18 protein-coding genes are annotated in these 17763 nt (G+C 65.7%); 16 read left to right on the forward strand and 2 right to left on the reverse strand.

Going from position 1 to position 17763, the window contains the following annotated elements; all coding sequences use genetic code 11:
- From WMC41_RS24945 to WMC41_RS24960, 4 genes are all read left to right on the forward strand, one after another.
- Positions 1-906 carry an ABC transporter permease gene (locus tag WMC41_RS24945; protein WP_432348615.1) on the forward strand — a complete coding sequence of 302 codons (906 nt, stop codon included), beginning with the start codon at positions 1-3 and terminating at the stop codon, positions 904-906.
- The gene (locus tag WMC41_RS24950; protein WP_245082482.1) at positions 903-1883 is read left to right on the forward strand and encodes an ABC transporter ATP-binding protein; all 981 of its coding nucleotides are present in this window, start codon (positions 903-905) and stop codon (positions 1881-1883) included. Before WMC41_RS24945 ends, WMC41_RS24950 begins: the two co-directional genes overlap by 4 nt.
- Positions 1880-2881, forward strand: a complete 1002-nt coding sequence (locus WMC41_RS24955; protein WP_432348617.1) for an ABC transporter ATP-binding protein — start codon at positions 1880-1882, stop codon at positions 2879-2881. Before WMC41_RS24950 ends, WMC41_RS24955 begins: the two co-directional genes overlap by 4 nt.
- Positions 2882-2953: 72 nt before the next feature.
- Positions 2954-4150, forward strand: a complete 1197-nt coding sequence (locus tag WMC41_RS24960) for a M20 metallopeptidase family protein (protein WP_432348618.1) — start codon at positions 2954-2956, stop codon at positions 4148-4150.
- Positions 4151-4245: 95 nt separating this feature from the next.
- Here the strand turns inward: WMC41_RS24960 and WMC41_RS24965 are convergent, their stop codons facing one another.
- Complete coding sequence (locus WMC41_RS24965) at positions 4246-4926, reverse strand: GntR family transcriptional regulator (protein WP_288079452.1); 681 nt, start codon at positions 4924-4926, stop codon at positions 4246-4248.
- A gap of 100 nt (positions 4927-5026) precedes the next feature.
- On the opposite strand from WMC41_RS24965, the gene WMC41_RS24970 reads away from it, so the two are divergent.
- The 10 genes from WMC41_RS24970 (at position 5027) to WMC41_RS25015 (ending at position 14025) form a co-directional block, all read left to right on the forward strand.
- A complete protein-coding gene (locus WMC41_RS24970) occupies positions 5027-5626 on the forward strand; it encodes an amino acid synthesis family protein (protein WP_432348619.1) in 600 nt (199 codons plus the stop codon).
- On the forward strand, positions 5601-6392 hold the full coding sequence (locus WMC41_RS24975) for an alpha/beta fold hydrolase (RefSeq protein ID WP_288079454.1): 792 nt from the start codon (positions 5601-5603) through the stop codon (positions 6390-6392). The genes WMC41_RS24970 and WMC41_RS24975 overlap by 26 nt, the downstream gene beginning before the upstream one ends.
- A 34-nt stretch (positions 6393-6426) precedes the next feature.
- Positions 6427-7347 carry a flavin reductase gene (locus tag WMC41_RS24980; RefSeq protein ID WP_288079455.1) on the forward strand — a complete coding sequence of 307 codons (921 nt, stop codon included), beginning with the start codon at positions 6427-6429 and terminating at the stop codon, positions 7345-7347.
- A gap of 3 nt (positions 7348-7350) precedes the next feature.
- Positions 7351-8388: an LLM class flavin-dependent oxidoreductase gene (locus tag WMC41_RS24985; protein WP_432348621.1), complete on the forward strand. Its 1038-nt coding sequence runs from the start codon at positions 7351-7353 to the stop codon at positions 8386-8388.
- Between the two features lie 7 nt (positions 8389-8395).
- A complete protein-coding gene (locus tag WMC41_RS24990; protein WP_432348622.1) occupies positions 8396-9859 on the forward strand; it encodes an aldehyde dehydrogenase in 1464 nt (487 codons plus the stop codon).
- Between the two features lie 5 nt (positions 9860-9864).
- Entirely contained in the window at positions 9865-10194 is a 330-nt protein-coding gene (locus WMC41_RS24995; protein WP_245082507.1) for an NIPSNAP family protein, read from the forward strand.
- 33 nt (positions 10195-10227) lie between these two features.
- Positions 10228-11238 carry an ABC transporter substrate-binding protein gene (locus tag WMC41_RS25000; protein ID WP_432348623.1) on the forward strand — a complete coding sequence of 337 codons (1011 nt, stop codon included), beginning with the start codon at positions 10228-10230 and terminating at the stop codon, positions 11236-11238.
- A gap of 69 nt (positions 11239-11307) precedes the next feature.
- Entirely contained in the window at positions 11308-12150 is an 843-nt protein-coding gene (locus tag WMC41_RS25005; RefSeq protein WP_432348625.1) for an ABC transporter permease, read from the forward strand.
- 1 nt (position 12151) lies between these two features.
- Positions 12152-12952, forward strand: a complete 801-nt coding sequence (locus WMC41_RS25010) for an ABC transporter permease (protein ID WP_245082513.1) — start codon at positions 12152-12154, stop codon at positions 12950-12952.
- On the forward strand, positions 12949-14025 hold the full coding sequence (locus WMC41_RS25015; protein WP_432348626.1) for an ABC transporter ATP-binding protein: 1077 nt from the start codon (positions 12949-12951) through the stop codon (positions 14023-14025). The genes WMC41_RS25010 and WMC41_RS25015 overlap by 4 nt, the downstream gene beginning before the upstream one ends.
- Positions 14026-14087: 62 nt before the next feature.
- On the opposite strand, the gene WMC41_RS25020 is transcribed toward WMC41_RS25015, so the two are convergent.
- Positions 14088-14675 (reverse strand): amino acid synthesis family protein, encoded by a 588-nt coding sequence (locus WMC41_RS25020; protein WP_245082517.1) that lies wholly within the window; start codon positions 14673-14675, stop codon positions 14088-14090.
- 166 nt (positions 14676-14841) lie between these two features.
- Between WMC41_RS25020 and WMC41_RS25025 the strand changes: the two genes are divergently transcribed.
- Positions 14842-16644, forward strand: coding sequence for a helix-turn-helix domain-containing protein (locus tag WMC41_RS25025; protein ID WP_432348628.1), 1803 nt, complete (start codon positions 14842-14844; stop codon positions 16642-16644).
- A gap of 126 nt (positions 16645-16770) precedes the next feature.
- Positions 16771-17763: a flavin reductase gene (locus tag WMC41_RS25030; RefSeq protein ID WP_432348629.1), complete on the forward strand. Its 993-nt coding sequence runs from the start codon at positions 16771-16773 to the stop codon at positions 17761-17763.

Consider the following 17763-nt stretch of genomic DNA (forward strand, 5'->3'; position numbering starts at 1 on the left):
ATGGCCGAACACGATATGCAAGAGACGCTTCCGGAACCCGGCCGGCTTTCCAAGAACCTCGCCGATTTCTTCGCCTCGCCGGCGGCGGCGATCGGTTTCGTCACCCTCCTCGTCATCTGTTGCCTTGCGCTCCTTGCGCCCTGGATATCGCCGCAGAACCCCTACGACCTGATGCAGCTGGACATCATGGACGGGCGCCTGCCGCCGGGGTCGGAATCCATGACCGGCCTCGTCTATCACCTCGGCACGGACAGCCAGGGCCGGGACATCCTGTCCGGCATTCTCTACGGCCTTCGCACGTCGCTGCTGGTCGGCGTGCTCTCCGCCCTCGCCGCCGCCATCATCGGCACGACGGCCGGGCTGTTCGCCGCTTATATGGGGCGCCGGACGGAAACCGTGATCATGCGCCTCGTCGACCTGCAGCTGTCCTTCCCGACGATCCTGATGGCGCTGATGATGCTGGCGATCCTCGGCAAGGGCGTGCTGAATGTCGTCATCGCGCTGATCATCGCCGAATGGGCGACCTATGCGCGCACCGTCCGCGCCACCGCCCTCGTCGAGCGCGAGAAGGAATATATCGAGGCGGCGCGCATGCTCCGCCTGCCGGGCTGGCGCATCCTCTTCCGGCACCTGCTGCCGAACTGTCTCGCCCCCGTCATCGTGATCGCGACGATGCAGGTGGCGCGCGCCATCGGCCTGGAGGCGACGCTTTCCTTCCTCGGCCTCGGCGCCTCCGTCACCGAACCCTCGCTCGGCATGCTGATCTCGACGGGGTACCAGTATCTGCTGACGGGCCTCTACTGGATCAGCTTCTTTCCCGGCATCGCGCTCCTGGTCACCATCGTCGCCATCAACCTGGTCGGCGATCGCCTCCGCGACGTGCTCAATCCGAGGAATGCATCATGAGCGCGCTCTTGCAGGTACGCAACCTGGTCACCGAGTTCGGCGGCGGCAAGGGACAGCCCGGCACCCGGGCGGTCAACGACGTGTCCTTCTCCGTCGAGCGCGGCCGCGTGCTTGGCCTCGTGGGCGAGTCCGGCTCCGGAAAGTCGGTCACCGGCTTTTCGATCATCCGGCTTCTGGAACGGCCCGGCCGCATCGCCGCGGGCGAGATCTTTTTCGACGGCGTCGATATCAGCCGGAATTCGGAGGAGGAGATGCGCCGCCTCCGCGGCAAGCGGATCGCGATGGTGTTCCAGGATCCCACGATGACGCTCAATCCGGTCCTGTCCGTCGGCACGCAGATGATCGAGGCCGTGCTGGCCCACGAGAGCGTATCGAAGGAAGCCGCCCGGCAGCGCGCCCGCGATGCGCTCGGCCTCGTCGGCATCCCCAGCCCCGAGGAGCGGCTTGCGGCCTATCCCCACCAGTTTTCCGGCGGCATGCGCCAGCGCGTGGCCATCGCCATCGCGCTCCTGCACAAGCCGGACCTCATCATCGCCGACGAACCGACGACAGCGCTCGATGTGACGATCCAGAGCCAGATCATCGCGGAGTTCCAGAAGCTCACCGAAGAGGCAAGGACCGCGGTGATCTGGGTTACACACGACCTCGCGATCGTTTCGCGGCTGGCTGACGACATCGCCGTGATGTATGCCGGCCGGCTGGTGGAGACCGGCCCCGTCTCCGAGGTTCTGAACGATCCCCGCCATCCCTATACGGCAGGCCTGATCGCCTCCGTGCCGTCGCAGAACCACCGCGGCGAGCGCTTGCACCAGATCAACGGCATGACGCCGGCCCTCAACCGTCTTCCGCAGGGCTGCAGTTTTCGCACGCGCTGCGAGCGGGCGGACGACGGTTGCCTCGTCATGCCGGAGCTCGCGCTTGCGGGCGAACGATCCTTCCGCTGCATCCATCCCGTGACGAAAGTATCTGCATCATGACGGCTGCCGAGACCCCATTGATCGAGGCCAGGACGATAACGCAGCGTTTCGGCGCCAGGCCGGACCTTGCCGCGAAGATCGCGCTCAGCCTGAAGCTGGCGAAACCCGCCCCGGTCGTCCATGCGCTGGATGGCGTCAGCCTCAGCATCCGCAGCGGCGAGGTCGTCGGCCTCGTCGGCGAGAGCGGCTGCGGAAAATCGACCCTCGGCCGCGTCATCGCCGGGATCGCCGCGCCGACCGGCGGCAATGTCCTGTGGAAGGGCGTGGATCGCCGGGCGATGTCCGCCGCCGAGCAGAAAGAGGCCGGCCTTGCCACGCAGATGATCTTCCAGAACCCGATGGCCGCCCTCAATCCGCGCATGACGATCGAGGACATCATCTGGGAAGCGCCGAAGACGCATGGCCTGGCGTCCTCGGCGGAACGCGTCTCCTACGTGGACAATTACCTGACGCTGGCCGGGTTCGACCCGTCCATGAAGGCGCGCTATCCGCACCAATTCTCCGGCGGTCAGCGCCAGCGCGTCAACATCGCGCGGGCATTGGCGGTGCAGCCGCAATTCCTTGTCTGCGACGAAAGCGTCGCCGCCCTCGACGTCTCCATCCAGGCCCAGGTGATCAACCTGTTCATGGACCTCAGGGACCGGCTGGACCTGACCTATCTCTTCGTCAGCCATGACCTCGGGGTGGTGGAGCACATTTCCGACCGCGTCGCGATCATGTATCTCGGCCGCATCGTCGAGGAAGCGCCCGTCGAGGATGTCTTCCGTCGTCCCAACCACCCCTATACGAAGGCCCTCCTTGCGGAAGTTCCCCGGATCGAAACCGGAAGGCGGCGTTTCAAGGCCGTGGAAGGCGAACTGCCCAGCCCGCTCGATCCGCCGAAGGGGTGCCATTTCCATCCCCGCTGTCCGTTCGCCATGGAGCGCTGCCGGGTGGAGGTGCCAATCCGCAAGGAGGTGGCGCCGCGCCATCTGTCAGCCTGCCATCTGAACGGCTGACGGAGCGCCTGGAGCGTTCGACCAGGGCCCGGTCGCATCCGTAATTTCAAATCCGAGAACAGGAGGTCAGCCGTGGCTGAGAAGGTTTCCCATTCCGGGGTCAACGACGTGGCGTCGCTGATTGCCGCGATCGTCAATGAAAACGAGGTCCGTTTCGTCGATGTCCGCAGGCGCATCCACGAATATCCCGAAATCGCCTTCGAGGAGGTCCGGACCGCGGCCCTCGTCGCGCAGACCCTGGCGAGCCTCGGGATCGACCACCAGACCGGCGTCGGCCGCACCGGCGTCGTCGGGCACATTCGCGGCAAGAGGCCCGGTCCCACATTGCTGATCCGCGCGGACATGGACGCCCTGCCGATGCAGGAGGAGACGGGGCTGGCCTATGCGAGCAAGGTCCCGAACCGTATGCATGCCTGCGGTCACGATCTCCACACCGCGACTGTGCTGGCCGTCGGCGCCGTGCTGAAGCGCCTGGAGGACCGGTTGGCCGGTGATGTTCGCCTGGTCTTCCAGCCGGCGGAGGAGGCCATCGGCGGTGCCAGAGAAATGATCGCCGACGGGGTCATGGAGGGCGTCGACATGGCGCTGAGCCTGCATAACCGGCCTGAAATACCGGTCGGCCAGTTCGGTATCGTGCACGGCTATGCGAATGCCGCGGTCGATTCCTTCGACATCACCGTGCAGGGCAAGGGCGGACATGCCGCCCGTCCCTACGCCGCCGTCGATCCGATCGTCATCGCGGCCCAGCTGATCGGCCAGCTGCAGACCATCGTGTCGCGAGACGTGCGGGCGCTCGACGCCTGCGTGGTGACGGTCGGCTCGATCCATGCGGGGGAGGCGAGAAACATCATTCCCGAACGGTGCGAACTGAAGGGAACGGTGCGCAGCCGGCAGCCGGAGGCGCGCGACGCGGCGGAGGTCGGCCTGCGCCGGCTCTGCGAGGGTGTGGGTTTGAGCTTCAGGGCAGGATGCGAGCTCACCTACAGACGGGGCACGCCGCCCATCTTCAACGATGCGGGCATGCTCCAGCGCACCGTCAATGCGATCAGGGCGCAGCTCGGCGACGTCGCCTTCGACTACGAGCCGAGCATGGGCGGCGAGGATTTTGCGCTTTTCGCTGAAATCGTTCCGTCATTCCGGCTGCTTGTCGGTTCCTCCCAGCCGGGACGATCAGACAAGGTGCACAATCCGCACTATCAGCCGGACGAGCGGTCCATCGCCTTCGGAACGCTGGCGCTGGCAAGGACGGCGGCCGATCTCCTGAGCTGACGGGATGCCGGTCGGCGGCGCTTTTAATGACCATCGAGCCTTGGCATGACTGCACACGGCCGCCGATTTTCGGCGGTCGCGTTTTATTCGGATGATCAGGCGAGGATCGTCTTCGCGATCGCCGAAGCTGCGCCAACATGGGCGCGGCAGGCCGCCGCGGCGGCGTCGGGATCGTTGGCGTCGATCGCTTTGAAGATTTCCCGGATTTGCGAGGGGCCGGACGCCATGCGGTTCGATGTCGAGAGCGTCATGACGCGCAGCCGCGAGATGCGGCTGTTCAGGCGGCTGACGATTTCCCAGGCGATGTTGTGGCCGCCGGCCTCGAAGACGACCTTGTAGAACTCCGTGGTAGCATCGAGCACGCCGACGGGAGAGTTTTGCTTCGATGTCTCTTCCAGTTCGTTCATCGCTTTCCGCAGCCGCGCCTTGACGTCGGGGCCGGCAACGCGCGCGCAATCGGCGACCGCGGTTGATTCCAGCGCGGCCCGGATCTCGTAGATCTGCCGCGCATCATCCCAATCGAGCTTTGCGACGATCGGTCCTTGCTTGGCGAGCATCTCGACGAGCCCTTCCGCCTCGAGATGGCGAATGACCTCGCGGATGACGGAGCGCGAGACGCCGAGCTGGTCGCAGAGCGTGCGTTCGACCAGCCGCTCGCCCGGCTCGAAGAGGCCGCCGATGATGGCGCGGCGCATGCGGTCGAGCGCAATCTCCCGGAGCGTTGTCGGCGGGGTTTCGATGCGGAGGGCCGCGAGGCTTTCGGCGTTCTTTGTCATGCTGGACTCATAGCCGCAAAAAAAGTTCGAGACAATGGCTTGACACTTTGTCTTATGGTATACCAAAATATGAGCAGATGAAAGACAGGAGGATGCCTCGGTGACGCTGGTCCGGAAAACGCTGCTGCATGTGGAGACGACGTTCGTGGAGGGCGGCAGGAAGGCCGCACGGCCGCTCAAGCTGATCGCGGCCGTGGCCGTCGTGAAAAACCCATGGGCTGGCCGCGGTTTCGTCGAGGACCTGAAACCGGAAATCCATGCCGTCGCTCCGGTCCTTGGCGAGCTCCTGACCGGGATGATCATCGATGAGGCCGGCTCCGGCGAAACCGTCGAAGCCTATGGCAAGTCGGCGGTCGTCGGCCTGGACGGCGAGGTAGAACATGCGTCCGCCCTTATCCACACGCTTCGTTTCGGCAACCACTACCGCAGCGCCGTGGGCGCAAAGTCCTATCTCGCCTTCTGCAACACGCGCGGCCCGGCGAATGCGCCGATCATGATCCCGCTGATGGACAAGAACGACGAGGGTCGCCGGTCGCACTACCTCACCATTCAGTGCGCGGTCCCGGATGCGCCGGCCGCCGACGAGATCGTGCTGGCGCTTGGCGCTTCCATTGGCGGTCGCCCGCATCACCGCATCGGTGACCGGTACCAGGACCTCAAGGAGCTGGGCCACGATGTTGCAAATCCTGCCGCGGTCTAAGACGCCTTCGGGGGCGGCCTATCTGGAGCGGGGCGCGGGGGATGAGGCCCTCGTCCTCATCCACGGCGTCGGCATGCGTATCGAGGCCTGGGGGCCGCAGATCGAGCGGCTGGCGGAAGGGTATCGCGTGATCGCGGTCGATCTTCCCGGCCACGGCCTTTCGAATGCGCTCGATGGCGCGCCGGACCTGCACCGCTATGTCGCATGGTTCCAGCGCTTCCTGGAGGAGGTCGATGCCGGGCCGGTCAATGTCGCGGGCCATTCGATGGGCGCGCTGATCGCAAACGGCATCGTGGCGACGGCGCCCGGGAGGGTGCGGCGGGTCGCGCTCTTGAATGGCGTCTACCGGCGGGGGCCGGACGCGCGGAAGGCTGTGGAGGCGCGGGCGCGGGAAATCGGGTCCGGCGACTTCGACCGGGTGGCGCCGCTGGCCCGCTGGTTTTCCGAGGAAGAGGCGGGAACCGACGCCTACATCCTGGTGCGCGACCTGCTGCAGGCGGTGGACCCGTCAGGTTATGCCGCGGCCTACGCGGCCTTTGCCGGCGGGGATACGGTCTATGCGGAGTGCTGGCCCGGGGTCGAATGCCCGGCGCTCTTTCTGACGGGGGACGGAGACCTGAATTCGACCGCCGGCATGACGCGGGACATGGCCGCTGCCGCCCGCCGGGGGCGGGCCGTGGTGATCGAGGGGCACCGTCACATGGTGAACCTGACGGCGCCCGACGCGGTGAACCGTGCGCTTGCGGACTGGCTGGCGACGAGCTGAAACATTCGGTCCTCACGGACCATGGGAGGAGACCATGATACCAGACGCGAGAGCCCTGCGCGACGCCTTCGGCGCATTCCTGACCGGTGTCACCGTCGTCACGACCGTTGACGATGCGGGCGCGCCGATCGGCTTCACCGCCAACAGCTTCACCAGCGTTTCGCTCGATCCGCCGCTGCTCCTCGTCTGCCTGGCGAAGACCTCGCGCAACTACGCGACGCTGACCGGCGCGAAGGGGTTTGGCGTGAACATCCTCTCGGAAGGGCAGAAGGAGGTTTCCAATACCTTCGCCCGCCCCGTCGAGGACCGTTTCGCGGCCGTCGACTGGAGGCCGGGCCCGCACGGTTCGCCCGTCTTCGCCGATGTTGCCGCCTGGTTCGATTGCGCGACGCATGAGGTAGTCGACGCCGGCGATCATGTGATCCTGATCGGCCGGGTCGAGGGTTTCGACAACAGCGGCAAGACCGGCCTCGGCTATGCGCGCGGCGGGTATTTCACGCCGGCGCTCGCTGAAAAGAGCCTGCTCGCCTCGGCCGAAAGCCTGCTTCTCGGCGCAGTCGCCGTACGGAACGGTGAACTCCTCCTGGTCGATGACGGCAAGGGGGGCTGGACGCTGCCGTTCGTCGAAAAGGCCGAGGGTGACGGCATGGAGGCCCTGGAGCATCATATCGCGCAGACGGTGGGGCTGACGCTCACGACCGGTCTTCTCTACTCCGTCTACGAGGACACGAAAACCGGCCAGCAGCATGTCGTCTACCGCGCCGAACTGGGAGACGGGACGGCAAGGAGCGGCCGCTTCTTTCCCGTCCAGACCCCGCCGGTGGCCGAGATCGCCGACGGTGCGGTGCGCGACATCGTCACGCGTTTTGCGCAGGAAAGCACGCTCGGCAATTTCGGCGTCTATTTCGGAAATCAGGAAAAGGGCCGCGTGCACGCCGTGGCTGCAAAGGGGTAAGCCATGAAATTCTCCCTGTTCGTCCACATGGAACGGCTGGATGCCAGCCAGAACCATCAGGACCTTTATGAGGAATTCATCGCGCTGTGCGAGATCGCGGACAAGGGCGGCATGCATGCCATCTGGACCGGCGAGCACCATGGCATGGATTTCACGATCGCGCCGAACCCCTTCGTCAACATCGCAGACCTTGCGCGGCGCACGAAGAATGTGCGGCTCGGCACGGGCACGGTGATCGCGCCGTTCTGGCATCCGGTCAAGCTTGCCGGCGAAGCGGCGATGACCGACATCATCGCCGGCGGCCGGCTCGACGTGGGCATCGCGCGCGGCGCCTACAGCTTCGAATACGAACGGCTCCTGCCCGGCCTCGATCCCTGGGGCGCAGGCCAGCGCATGCGCGAGCTGATCCCGGCCGTCAAGGGTCTTTGGTCGGGCGACTACACCCATGACGGCGAATTCTGGAAATTCCCCAAGACGACCTCCGCGCCGAAACCGGTGCAGCAGCCGCACCCGCCGGTCTGGGTCGCGGCGCGCGATCCCAACAGCCACGAATTCGCCGTCGCCAACGGCTGCAACGTGCAGTGCACGCCGCTTGCCAATGGCGAGGCGGAAATCGCCAGCCTCATGGAGCGCTTCGATGCGGCCTGCGAGAAGGCGACGGGCGTGCCACGCCCGAAGATCATGCTGCTGCTGCACACCTATGTCGGCTCCGACGAGGCCGATATCGTGCAGGCCGCGAAGGAAGTGAGCACCTACTACAATTACTTCTTCGCCTGGTTCAAGAACGAGCGGCCGATCAGCCAGGGCCTCATCGAGCGTCTGAGCGAGGAAGAGCTTGCCGCCAATCCCAACCTCACGCCGCAGAAGATGCGCGAGAACATGCCGATCGGCACGGCGGACGAGGTGATCAAGCGGCTGAAGGTCTACGAGGATCTCGGCTACGACGAATATTCGTTCTGGATCGACACGGGCATGAGCTTTGCGCGCAAGAAGGCGTCGCTCGAACGCTTCATCGCCGATGTCATGCCGGCATTCCGGTGAGGCCGCCATGCAGAGCTTCCAGCAATATATAGACGGAACCTTCGAAGACGGCGCGGCACGGTTCGACTCGATCGATCCGGCAACCGGTTCGGTCTGGGCGGCGATGCCCGAAGCGCGTGAAGACGATGTCGATCGTGCCGTGAAGGCCGCGCAGCGCGCGCTCTGGAACGGCGCCTGGCCGGCCATGACGGCGACGGCCCGCGGCAAGCTGCTCTACCGGCTTGCCGATCTCGTCGAGGCCAATGCCCGCACGCTCGCCGAACTGGAGACCCGCGACACCGGAAAGATCATCCGCGAGACCTCCGCGCAGATCGCCTATGTCGCGGACTACTACCGCTATTATGCCGGCCTTGCCGACAAGATCGAGGGCGCGACGCTTGCCATCGACAAGGCGGACATGGATGTCTGGACGCGGCGCGAGCCGATCGGCGTCGTGGCGGCGGTCGTTCCGTGGAACAGCCAGCTTTTCCTCTCGGCCGTGAAGATCGGCCCGGCCCTCGCCGCCGGCTGCACGCTGGTCGTCAAGGCCTCGGAGGAGGGGCCTGCACCGCTTCTCGAATTTGCGCGGCTCGTGCACGAGGCGGGCTTTCCGGCGGGTGTCGTCAATATCCTGACGGGCTTCGGCCCGGCCTGCGGCAGCGCGCTGACCCGTCACCCCGGCGTCGATCACATCGCCTTCACCGGAGGTCCGGCGACGGCGGCGGCCGTGGTGCGCAATTCCGCGGAGAACCTTGCCACGACCTCGCTCGAACTCGGCGGCAAGTCGCCCTTCATCGTCTTTGCCGATGCGGATCTCGACAGTGCGGCCAACGCGCAGGTCGCGGGGATTTTTGCCGCGACGGGCCAGAGCTGCGTCGCCGGTTCGCGCCTCATCGTCGAGACTTCGGTGAAGGACCGGTTCCTCGCCATCCTGAAGGCGAAGGCGGAAGCCATCCGCATCGGCGCGCCGCTCGACATGGCGACGGAAGTCGGGCCGCTCTGCACGCGCCGGCAGCGCGACGATATCGAGACGGTCGTCGCCGCCTCGCTGGAGGCGGGTGCGAAACTTGTGACCGGCGGCCGGGCAGGAGAGGGGGACGGCTTCTACTATGTCCCCACCATCCTCGACTGCGACGGCGCCTCCGCCGCCTCGGTGGAAACCGAGCTCTTCGGGCCGGTCCTTTCCGTGCTTTCCTTCACGAGCGAGGAGGAGGCTGTGCGGCTTGCGAACGCCACGCCCTACGGGCTCGCCTCCGGCGTGTTCACGCGCGACCTTGCCCGCGCCCACCGCATGATCAAGCGCATCCGCGCCGGCATCGTCTGGGTGAACACCTATCGCGCGGTCTCGCCGATCGCGCCCTTCGGCGGATATGGCCAGTCGGGGCAAGGGCGCGAGGGCGGGCTTGCCGCCGCGCTCGACTATACGAAGACGAAAACCGTGTGGCTCCGGACGTCCGACGATCCGATCCCCGATCCCTTCGTGATGCGGTGACGGCGATGTTTGTCGAAATCCGCACCTACCGGCTGAAGAACGGCGGCATTCCCGAATACCTCAAGGTGGTCGGCGAAACCGGCATCGCGATCCAGAAGAAGCATCTCGGCAATCTCGTCGGTTACTTCTCCTCGGAGATCGGACCGGTCAACGAGATCGTCCACATCTGGAGCTTTGCGAGCCTGGACGACCGGCAGGCGCGCCGTGCGCGCCTTGCCGCCGATCCGGACTGGCAGGCCTTCCTGCCGAAGATCCGCGACCTGATCGTCACCGCGGACAACAAGATCATGACACCGGCCGCCTTTTCGCCGCTTGGCGGCAGCGCGCCGGCCTGACGACGATATCAACCGAACCGGGAGGATGGAAACATGAAAAGCAGACTGGTAATCGCGCTTCTTTCGACGACGCTCTTGCTTGCGGGAAACGCCGCGGCTGAGGACCTGGTCTTCACGAGCTGGGGCGGGACCACGCAGGACGCCCAGAAGACCTACTGGGCCGATGCCTTCACCGCGGAGAGCAACATCGCCGTCACGCAGGACGGCCCGACCGACTACGGCAAGATCAAGGCCATGGTGGAAGCCGGCAACGTGACCTGGGACGTCGTGGACGTCGAGGGCGACTACGCGGTCCAGGCCGGCAATGCGGGCCTTCTCGAAAAGCTCGACTTCTCCGTCATCGACAAGACCAAGCTCGATCCGCGCTTCGTGACGGACTATTCCGTCGGCAGCTTCTACTATTCCTTCGTGATCGGCTGCAACAAGGACGCGGTCGAGGCCTGCCCGAAGACTTGGGCGGATCTGTTCGACACCCAGAAGTTTCCCGGCAAGCGCACCTTCTACAAGTGGTCCGCGCCGGGCGTGATCGAGGCGGCGCTGCTGGCCGACGGCGTTGCCGCCGACAAGCTCTATCCGCTCGATCTCGACCGCGCCTTCAAGAAGCTCGACACGATCAAGGCGGATATCGTCTGGTGGGACAGCGGCGCCCAGTCGCAGCAGCTTCTCGCGTCCGCCGAGGCGCCGTTCGGCTCGTTCTGGAACGGCCGCCTGACGGCGCTCGCCGAAACCGGCGTCACCGTCGAGACGTCCTGGACGAACAACATCACGGCAGCCGATTCCCTGGTCGTACCGAAGGGCGCGAAGAACAAGGATGCGGCGATGAAGTTCATCGCGCAGGCCACCAGCGATCAGGCCCAGGCACAGTTCGCCACCGCGACCGGCTATGCGCCGATCAACCTCGATGCCAGCACCCTGATGGACGCGGAACTGCGCAACTCGCTGCCGGACATGCAGGCGGATACCCAGGTCAACGCCGACATGGGCTACTGGGCCGAGCATCGCGACGAGATCGGCACCCGCTGGTACGCCTGGCAGGCGAAGTAAGGCCATCTCCCAAGACGATGGCGGGCCGGCAGCTGCCGGCCCGCTTCCCAATCCACTGGATGATCGATCATGGCTGTTACAGGCGCCGTCAAAACGAAGCGCGAGGGCACGTTCGGCTATCTCCTGCCGGCCTTGCTGCTCATTGCCTTCTTCTTCATCGTGCCGGTGCTCATGCTGCTCGTGCGCAGCGTGCTGGAGCCGGAGCCCGGTTTGCAGAACTATGCGGTTCTCCTCGGTTCGACGACCTATCTGCGCGTCTTCCTGAACACGTTCATGGTGGCCGGCGTCGTCACGCTCGTCTCGATCGTCATCGGCTATCCGGTCGCCTGGCTGCTCGCCATCATGCCGGAACGGTGGTCGCGCATCGTGCTGGCCATCATCATCCTGTCGATGTGGACGAACCTGCTCGCCCGCACCTATGCCTGGATGGTGCTGCTGCAGCGCACCGGCGTCGTCAACAAGACGCTGATGGGCCTTGGCCTCATCGACCAGCCGCTGGCGCTCGTCAACAATCTCGTCGGCGTCACCATCGGCATGACCTATATCATGCTGCCCTTCGTCATCCTGCCGCTGATGGGCGTGATCCGCGCCATCGATCCGGCGATCCTGCGCGCCGCGGCGCTGTGCGGCGCCGGCCGGCTGCAATGCTTCTGGCGCGTGCTGCTGCCGCTGTCGCTGCCGGGCATCGCCGCCGGCGCTCTGATGGTCTTCGTCATGTCGCTCGGCTATTTCGTGACGCCCGCCCTCCTCGGCGGCACCGCCAACATGATGCTCGCCGAACTCGTCGCGCAGTTCGTGCAGTCGCTGGTGAACTGGGGCATGGGAGGCGCGGCCGCATTGGTGCTGCTCGTCGTCACCCTCGCGCTCTACGCGGTCCAGCTGCGTTATTTCAATCCGGCCCGGGGGACGTGACATGCTGCTCGACTTCGACAAGCTCGGCGGGCTGCGCACCGCCCTCATCGCCCTCGTCGCGCTGGTCTGCCTCTTCCTGATCCTGCCCATCGTCTTCATCGCCGCGCTCTCGTTCGGCTCCTCGCAATGGCTGATCTTCCCGCCGCCCTCCTGGACCTTCAGATGGTATCAGGATCTTTTCGCCGATCCGCGCTGGCTCTATTCGGCGCTGACGAGCCTGAAGATCGCGGCCATCGTCACGGTGCTGTCCGTGGTGATCGGCTTCCTCGCCGCCCTCGGCCTCAACCGCGGCCGCTTTCCCGGCCGGGATTTCCTGCGGGCGCTGTTCCTCACGCCGATGATCCTGCCCGTCGTGGTGCTGGCAGTGGCGCTTTATGCGCTCTTCCTGAAGCTCGGCCTTGCCGGCACGACGCTCGCCTTCATCATCGCCCACCTCCTGATTGCGCTGCCCTTCTCGATCATCTCGATCGGCAATGCGCTGGAAGGCTTCGACCGCTCGGTCGAGGACGCAGCCATCCTGTGCGGGGCGAGCCCGTGGGAGGCGCGGCTGCGCGTGACGGTGCCGGCCGTCAGCCACGGCATCTTCGGCGCTGCCGTCTTCTCCTTCCTCGCCTCCTGGGACGAGGTGGTGCTGGCGATCTTCATGGCCAGCCCTACCCTGCAGACGCTGCCGGTGAAGATCTGGTCCACGCTCCGGCAGGACCTGACGCCGGTGATCGCCGCCGCCTCCACATTGCTCATTGCCTTCACGATCCTCCTGATGATCGTCGCAGCACTCTTCCGCAAGGGACGAAAAGCATGACCCAACCCTTCCTCAGCATTCGCGGCATCCGCAAGACCTACGGCACGGTCACGGCCGTCAAGAGCGTCGGCATGGACATTGCCGAGGGCGAGTTCATGACCTTCCTCGGCCCTTCGGGGTCCGGCAAGTCGACCACCCTCTATATCCTCGCCGGCTTCCAGGATCCGACGGACGGCGACATCCTGCTGAAGGGCCGGAGCCTCTTGTCGACGCCGTCGCACAAGCGCAACATCGGTATGGTGTTCCAGCGTTATACGCTCTTCCCGCATCTGTCCGTCGGCGAGAACGTCGCCTTCCCGCTGCGCATCCGCCGCCGCCCGCAGGCCGAGATCGCCGACCGCGTGAAGGCGGCCCTGAAGCTCGTGCGCCTGGAGGGGTTCGAGGATCGCATGCCGGCCAATATGTCCGGCGGCCAGCAGCAGCGCGTCGCACTCGCCCGCGCGCTCGTCTACAACCCGCCGGTGCTGCTGATGGACGAGCCGCTCTCGGCGCTCGACAAGAAGCTGCGCGAGGAGATCCAGTTCGAAATCCGCCGCATCCACCAGGAGACGGGCGTCACCATCCTCTATGTCACGCATGACCAGGAGGAGGCGTTGCGCCTGTCCGACCGCATCGCGGTCTTCAGCCAGGGCGAGATCGACCAGATCGGCACAGGCCCCGAACTCTATTCCAACCCGGCGACCCGCTTCGTTGCGGGCTTCATCGGCGACAGCAATTTTCTCGATGCGACCGTCGTGGCGAGCCATGCCGGCAAGGCGAAGCTTTCGCTGGGCGATGGCGCCGTCGTCGAAGATGTGCCGTTGCACGGGGCGTCGACGGCAAGCGGCAAGGCATCGCTGATGCTGCGCCCGGAACGCCTGTCGCTGTCACGCGCCTCGGTCCCCTCGGGCATTGCCGTGACGGTGCGGGATATCACCTTCCTCGGCAACAATGTCGAGGTCAGCACCGCGACGTCCGCCGGTGCCGATCTTTCGGTGCGCCTGCCGTTCGGCCACGAGGCGATTTCGAGCCTTGCGCGCGGCGAAAAGGCCTGGCTGACCTTCGACACGGCCTCCGCCCACGCCTTTGCCTGAATCCTGCCCCAGCCGGGAAGGCTTCGCTTCGAAAAGGCGAGGGAACGCAAAGCAAGGAAGCGTCAGGTAGCGGCGGCATCCTCCATTTCCGCCATGTCCTGGAACCGGTCGGCGATGCGCGCATGAGGGCGCCCGCCGTCGGCGGCCGCGATGGAGACGACGATCTCGTCCGGGTGCGGCGCGTCGGCGATCTGGAAATTGGCGGTGAGGAAGTGGGACCGCTTGCCGGTCTCGCTCTTGTGCATCATCGGCAGCGAGAGCAGCGCGCCGGGCGCGTTGCGTGTATTGGCGAATTCGAGATAGTTCGTGCCGCCGATCGCGTTGCGGAAAGGATTGCCGAAGCGCAGGGTGTGGATCATCGCCGAGGCATGCTCGATCTCGCCGTTGATGCCCACGGCGGCCGCCTTGCCGCAAGCCTCGATCTGCTCGGCCGGCATCTGCGCGAGCAGCCGGCGCGTCATTTCCTCGCTGAGCGGCCCGGCGATGCGGACGATCTGCGGCCGCAGGTTTTCCACGAAGCCCTTGCCAGCCCATGGGTTCTCGATGATGGCGGCCACGACGACGATCCTGACGGGCCGCGGCGTCGCTTTGCCGCCTTCGACATGGGTTTCTTCCAGGAACGTGCAGATCTTTCGAATGCCGAGCGCCATGTCGTTTCCACCATCTATTGAATGTCTCCTCAACCTACCGCGCGACGGCGCGGGGTCTTCCTATTTTTCGGAGGAGGCAGGGGCGAACACCTCCTATGAAAACGAGTAGATTTAAGCCGCGGTGCATCGCATTATCCAGGTCCGAACGACGGGAGTGCGTGGCGCGTTGGATCAGAAATCTCGCATACTCTCGCTGCGCGACGTGGCGAGCCAGATCAACAGCGGCGGCGACCTTGCGACCGTGTTGCAGCACCTCGTCGCGGCCGCCTGCCGGCACGCCAACTGGGCACTCGGCTCGATCATGGGCATCGATGCCGCGCATGGTTATGCCCATGTCATCGTCCGTCACGATCCGACGCTCATCCAGCGGGACCTGCCCGATCGCTGGGAGCTTGCCACCAGCCCGTCGTTGATCGCGCTTCAGCGCAATGAGCCTGTCTATATCCGCGACGCGCGTGAAAGCACCGAGTTCCCGGGCTATCGCAAGGAGGCTTTCGAGCGGGACTATCGCACCGTCCTCGTCATGCCGATGGACTGTGCCGATGCCGAGGGCCGCCCGATGGTGCTGAGCGTCATCGCGCGCACCGTGACCGACGTGACAGAGGATGATCTGGCCTTCCTCGGCACCATCCTGCATCTCGGCGCGATCGCGGTGGAGAAGCAGCATCGGCTCGCGGCGGAGAAAAGCGCGTCGGAGCGGCTCGATCGGGCGCTTGCGGCCCACACCTCGTTGCTGGAGCATGTGCTCAGCGACGGTTCCGTCTCCTCGCTCGCTGCAATGGTTGGAAGGCTGCTGCCCAATCCGCTGGTCGTCGTGGACTTCACGGTCAATCAGCTCATCGCGGGACGCTCGCCCCTGGCGGACGCCGACGATGCGGCATGGCAATCGGCCGCGCCGACGGTTTTCGCGCGCGCGCTGATGCGGGCGGCGCGCGATGCGGTGGAGCGCGGCAGCACCGCTGCGGCGCCGATCTTTCTTGAGGACGGCGCGCGGCGTTTGCGTGTCTTTGCCCGCGTGGAGCCCTTGACGGTGGATCGCCAACAGGTGGGCGCGCTCGTCATCTTTCCCTCCGCGGCGGCTGAAGGCGAACTGGACCAGCTCATGCTCGACAGCGCGAAATACGCGCTCAGCGTCCAGATGATGCGCAGCTTCCTGCGCTTCCGCTTTGAGACACGCACGCAAAGCGAGCTCTTCTTCGAGATCGTGGAGCGGCGCTGGCGCGATGCAGCCGATATTGGCCAGCGCGCCGCCCGGCTCGGCCTCGATCTGTCGCTCGCACAGCAGATGATCGTCGTCGATTTTCCCGAGCGCGCCAAGGCCTTGGGCGGCGGCTCGATCGACGTGGAGCATACATTGTCGCGCGTCCTGCAGCAGGCCTCTATCGAGGCCGTGCTGGTGGCAATCGATGGCGGGCTCGTATGCCTGATGCCGTATGAAGAATCGCCCCGGCAGGAGCGCTCGACGAAACTCATGCGGCGTATCGCCGACGACCTCAGCCGCTATCTCGGCGAGGCGCCGATCGTCGTTGCCGGAAGCCGCTGCATCGGTCTTGACGATTACGCCACGGCCTGGGAACGGTGCAATCGGATGATCCGCATCGGCCGTTCCTTCGGGCTGACGGGCGCGCTTTCGACGCAGGATTTCGGGCCCCTGCCCATGCTCGTTTCGGCCGCCGATGTCGGCGACGTCCGCAATTTCGTGCGTGCCAGCATCGGCGCGATTGCCGAACATGATCGTGAAAACGGAACGCCCTACCTCGAAACGCTTTCCGCCTATCTGGAGGAGGGCTGCCGCAGCCAGGCCTGTGCCGATCGTCTTGGCCTGCACGTAACGACGCTGCGCTACAGGCTGGCGCGCATCCAGGAGCTTTTCGGCATCGACGTGGAAACGCCAGAACGGCGTTTTGCCGTCGAGCTCGCCCTCCGCCTTCACAGCGTCATCGACAATCATGCTCTCGGCGAGCGCTGATCGGTCCGTTCGGATCTCCTACGAACCGTAGCAGAACTCTTTTGCCATCTCCTCCGCCCGGCAGGAAGAAGCGCCGGTCCACCCCGGCTAGCTTCCTCCCAACAAACCGCGGAGGAGAACGAGGGCATGGTGAAAGAGGCGGCAGCACTGGACGCACCGATCGATCCCGTCGCGCTGCGTCGGGCCTTCGGTACCTTCGTCACCGGCGTCACGGTCATCACCACGCGTGAAGCCGACGGCACGCCACGCGGCATGACGGCCAATTCCTTCACCTCCGTCTCGCTCGATCCGCCGCTGCTGCTGGTCTGCGTCGCCAAGTCCGCTTCCAGCTATGCGGCCTTCACCGCGGCGGACTGTTTCGCGGTCAACATCCTGCATGAAGGCCAGGTTGATGTGTCGGCCACCTTCGCTTCCAAGGCGCCGGACAAGTTCCTGTCGGTCAATCACGACCGGGCGCATACCGGCGCGCCGGTGCTGACGGACAGCCTCACCTGGTTCGACTGCAGCCTGCACAACGCCGTCGACGCGGGCGATCATGTGATCCTGATCGGCCGGGTGCGGGCTTTCGGCACCAGCCCGACGGCCCCGCTCGGTTTCTGCCGCGGACGCTATGCCAGCGTGAAGGATCCGCTGCCGACGGGCTGGCTCGCCTCGCACGGCATGATCATCGGCTATCTCATCGAGGCCGGCGACGGCCTGCTGCTGCGGGCGGACGGCAAGGGCGGCTGGGTCCTGCCCTCCGCGCGCCGCCGCAAGGCCGACAGCGAACTCGTGGTGGATGGCGGCGATGCGCTCCGCCTCGTGCCGGAGGAGACCTTTCTCTATTCCGTCTTCGACGTCGCCGACAGCGATCCCGGCTATCTCGTCTACCGCGCCCGGCTGGCGGGCGAGGGGGCGGAGATCGGCCTCCCGGAAAGCCTTCGCTTCTTCCCGATCGACGATCTGCCCTACGCGGCGATCGCGACCCACGAACTGCGCTCCATGCTGCGCCGCTATGTGCGCGAACGGCAGGCGGGCCGCTTCGGCATCTACATGGATTCCCACGACGGCGGCCGCGTCGCGATGATCGACGGGCAAGCCCGCGCCTGGCTCCAGGCCTCCCAAGACCAAGGACAATGA

The organism is Shinella yambaruensis (assembly GCF_050859155.1).
Taxonomy (GTDB): domain Bacteria; phylum Pseudomonadota; class Alphaproteobacteria; order Rhizobiales; family Rhizobiaceae; genus Shinella; species Shinella yambaruensis.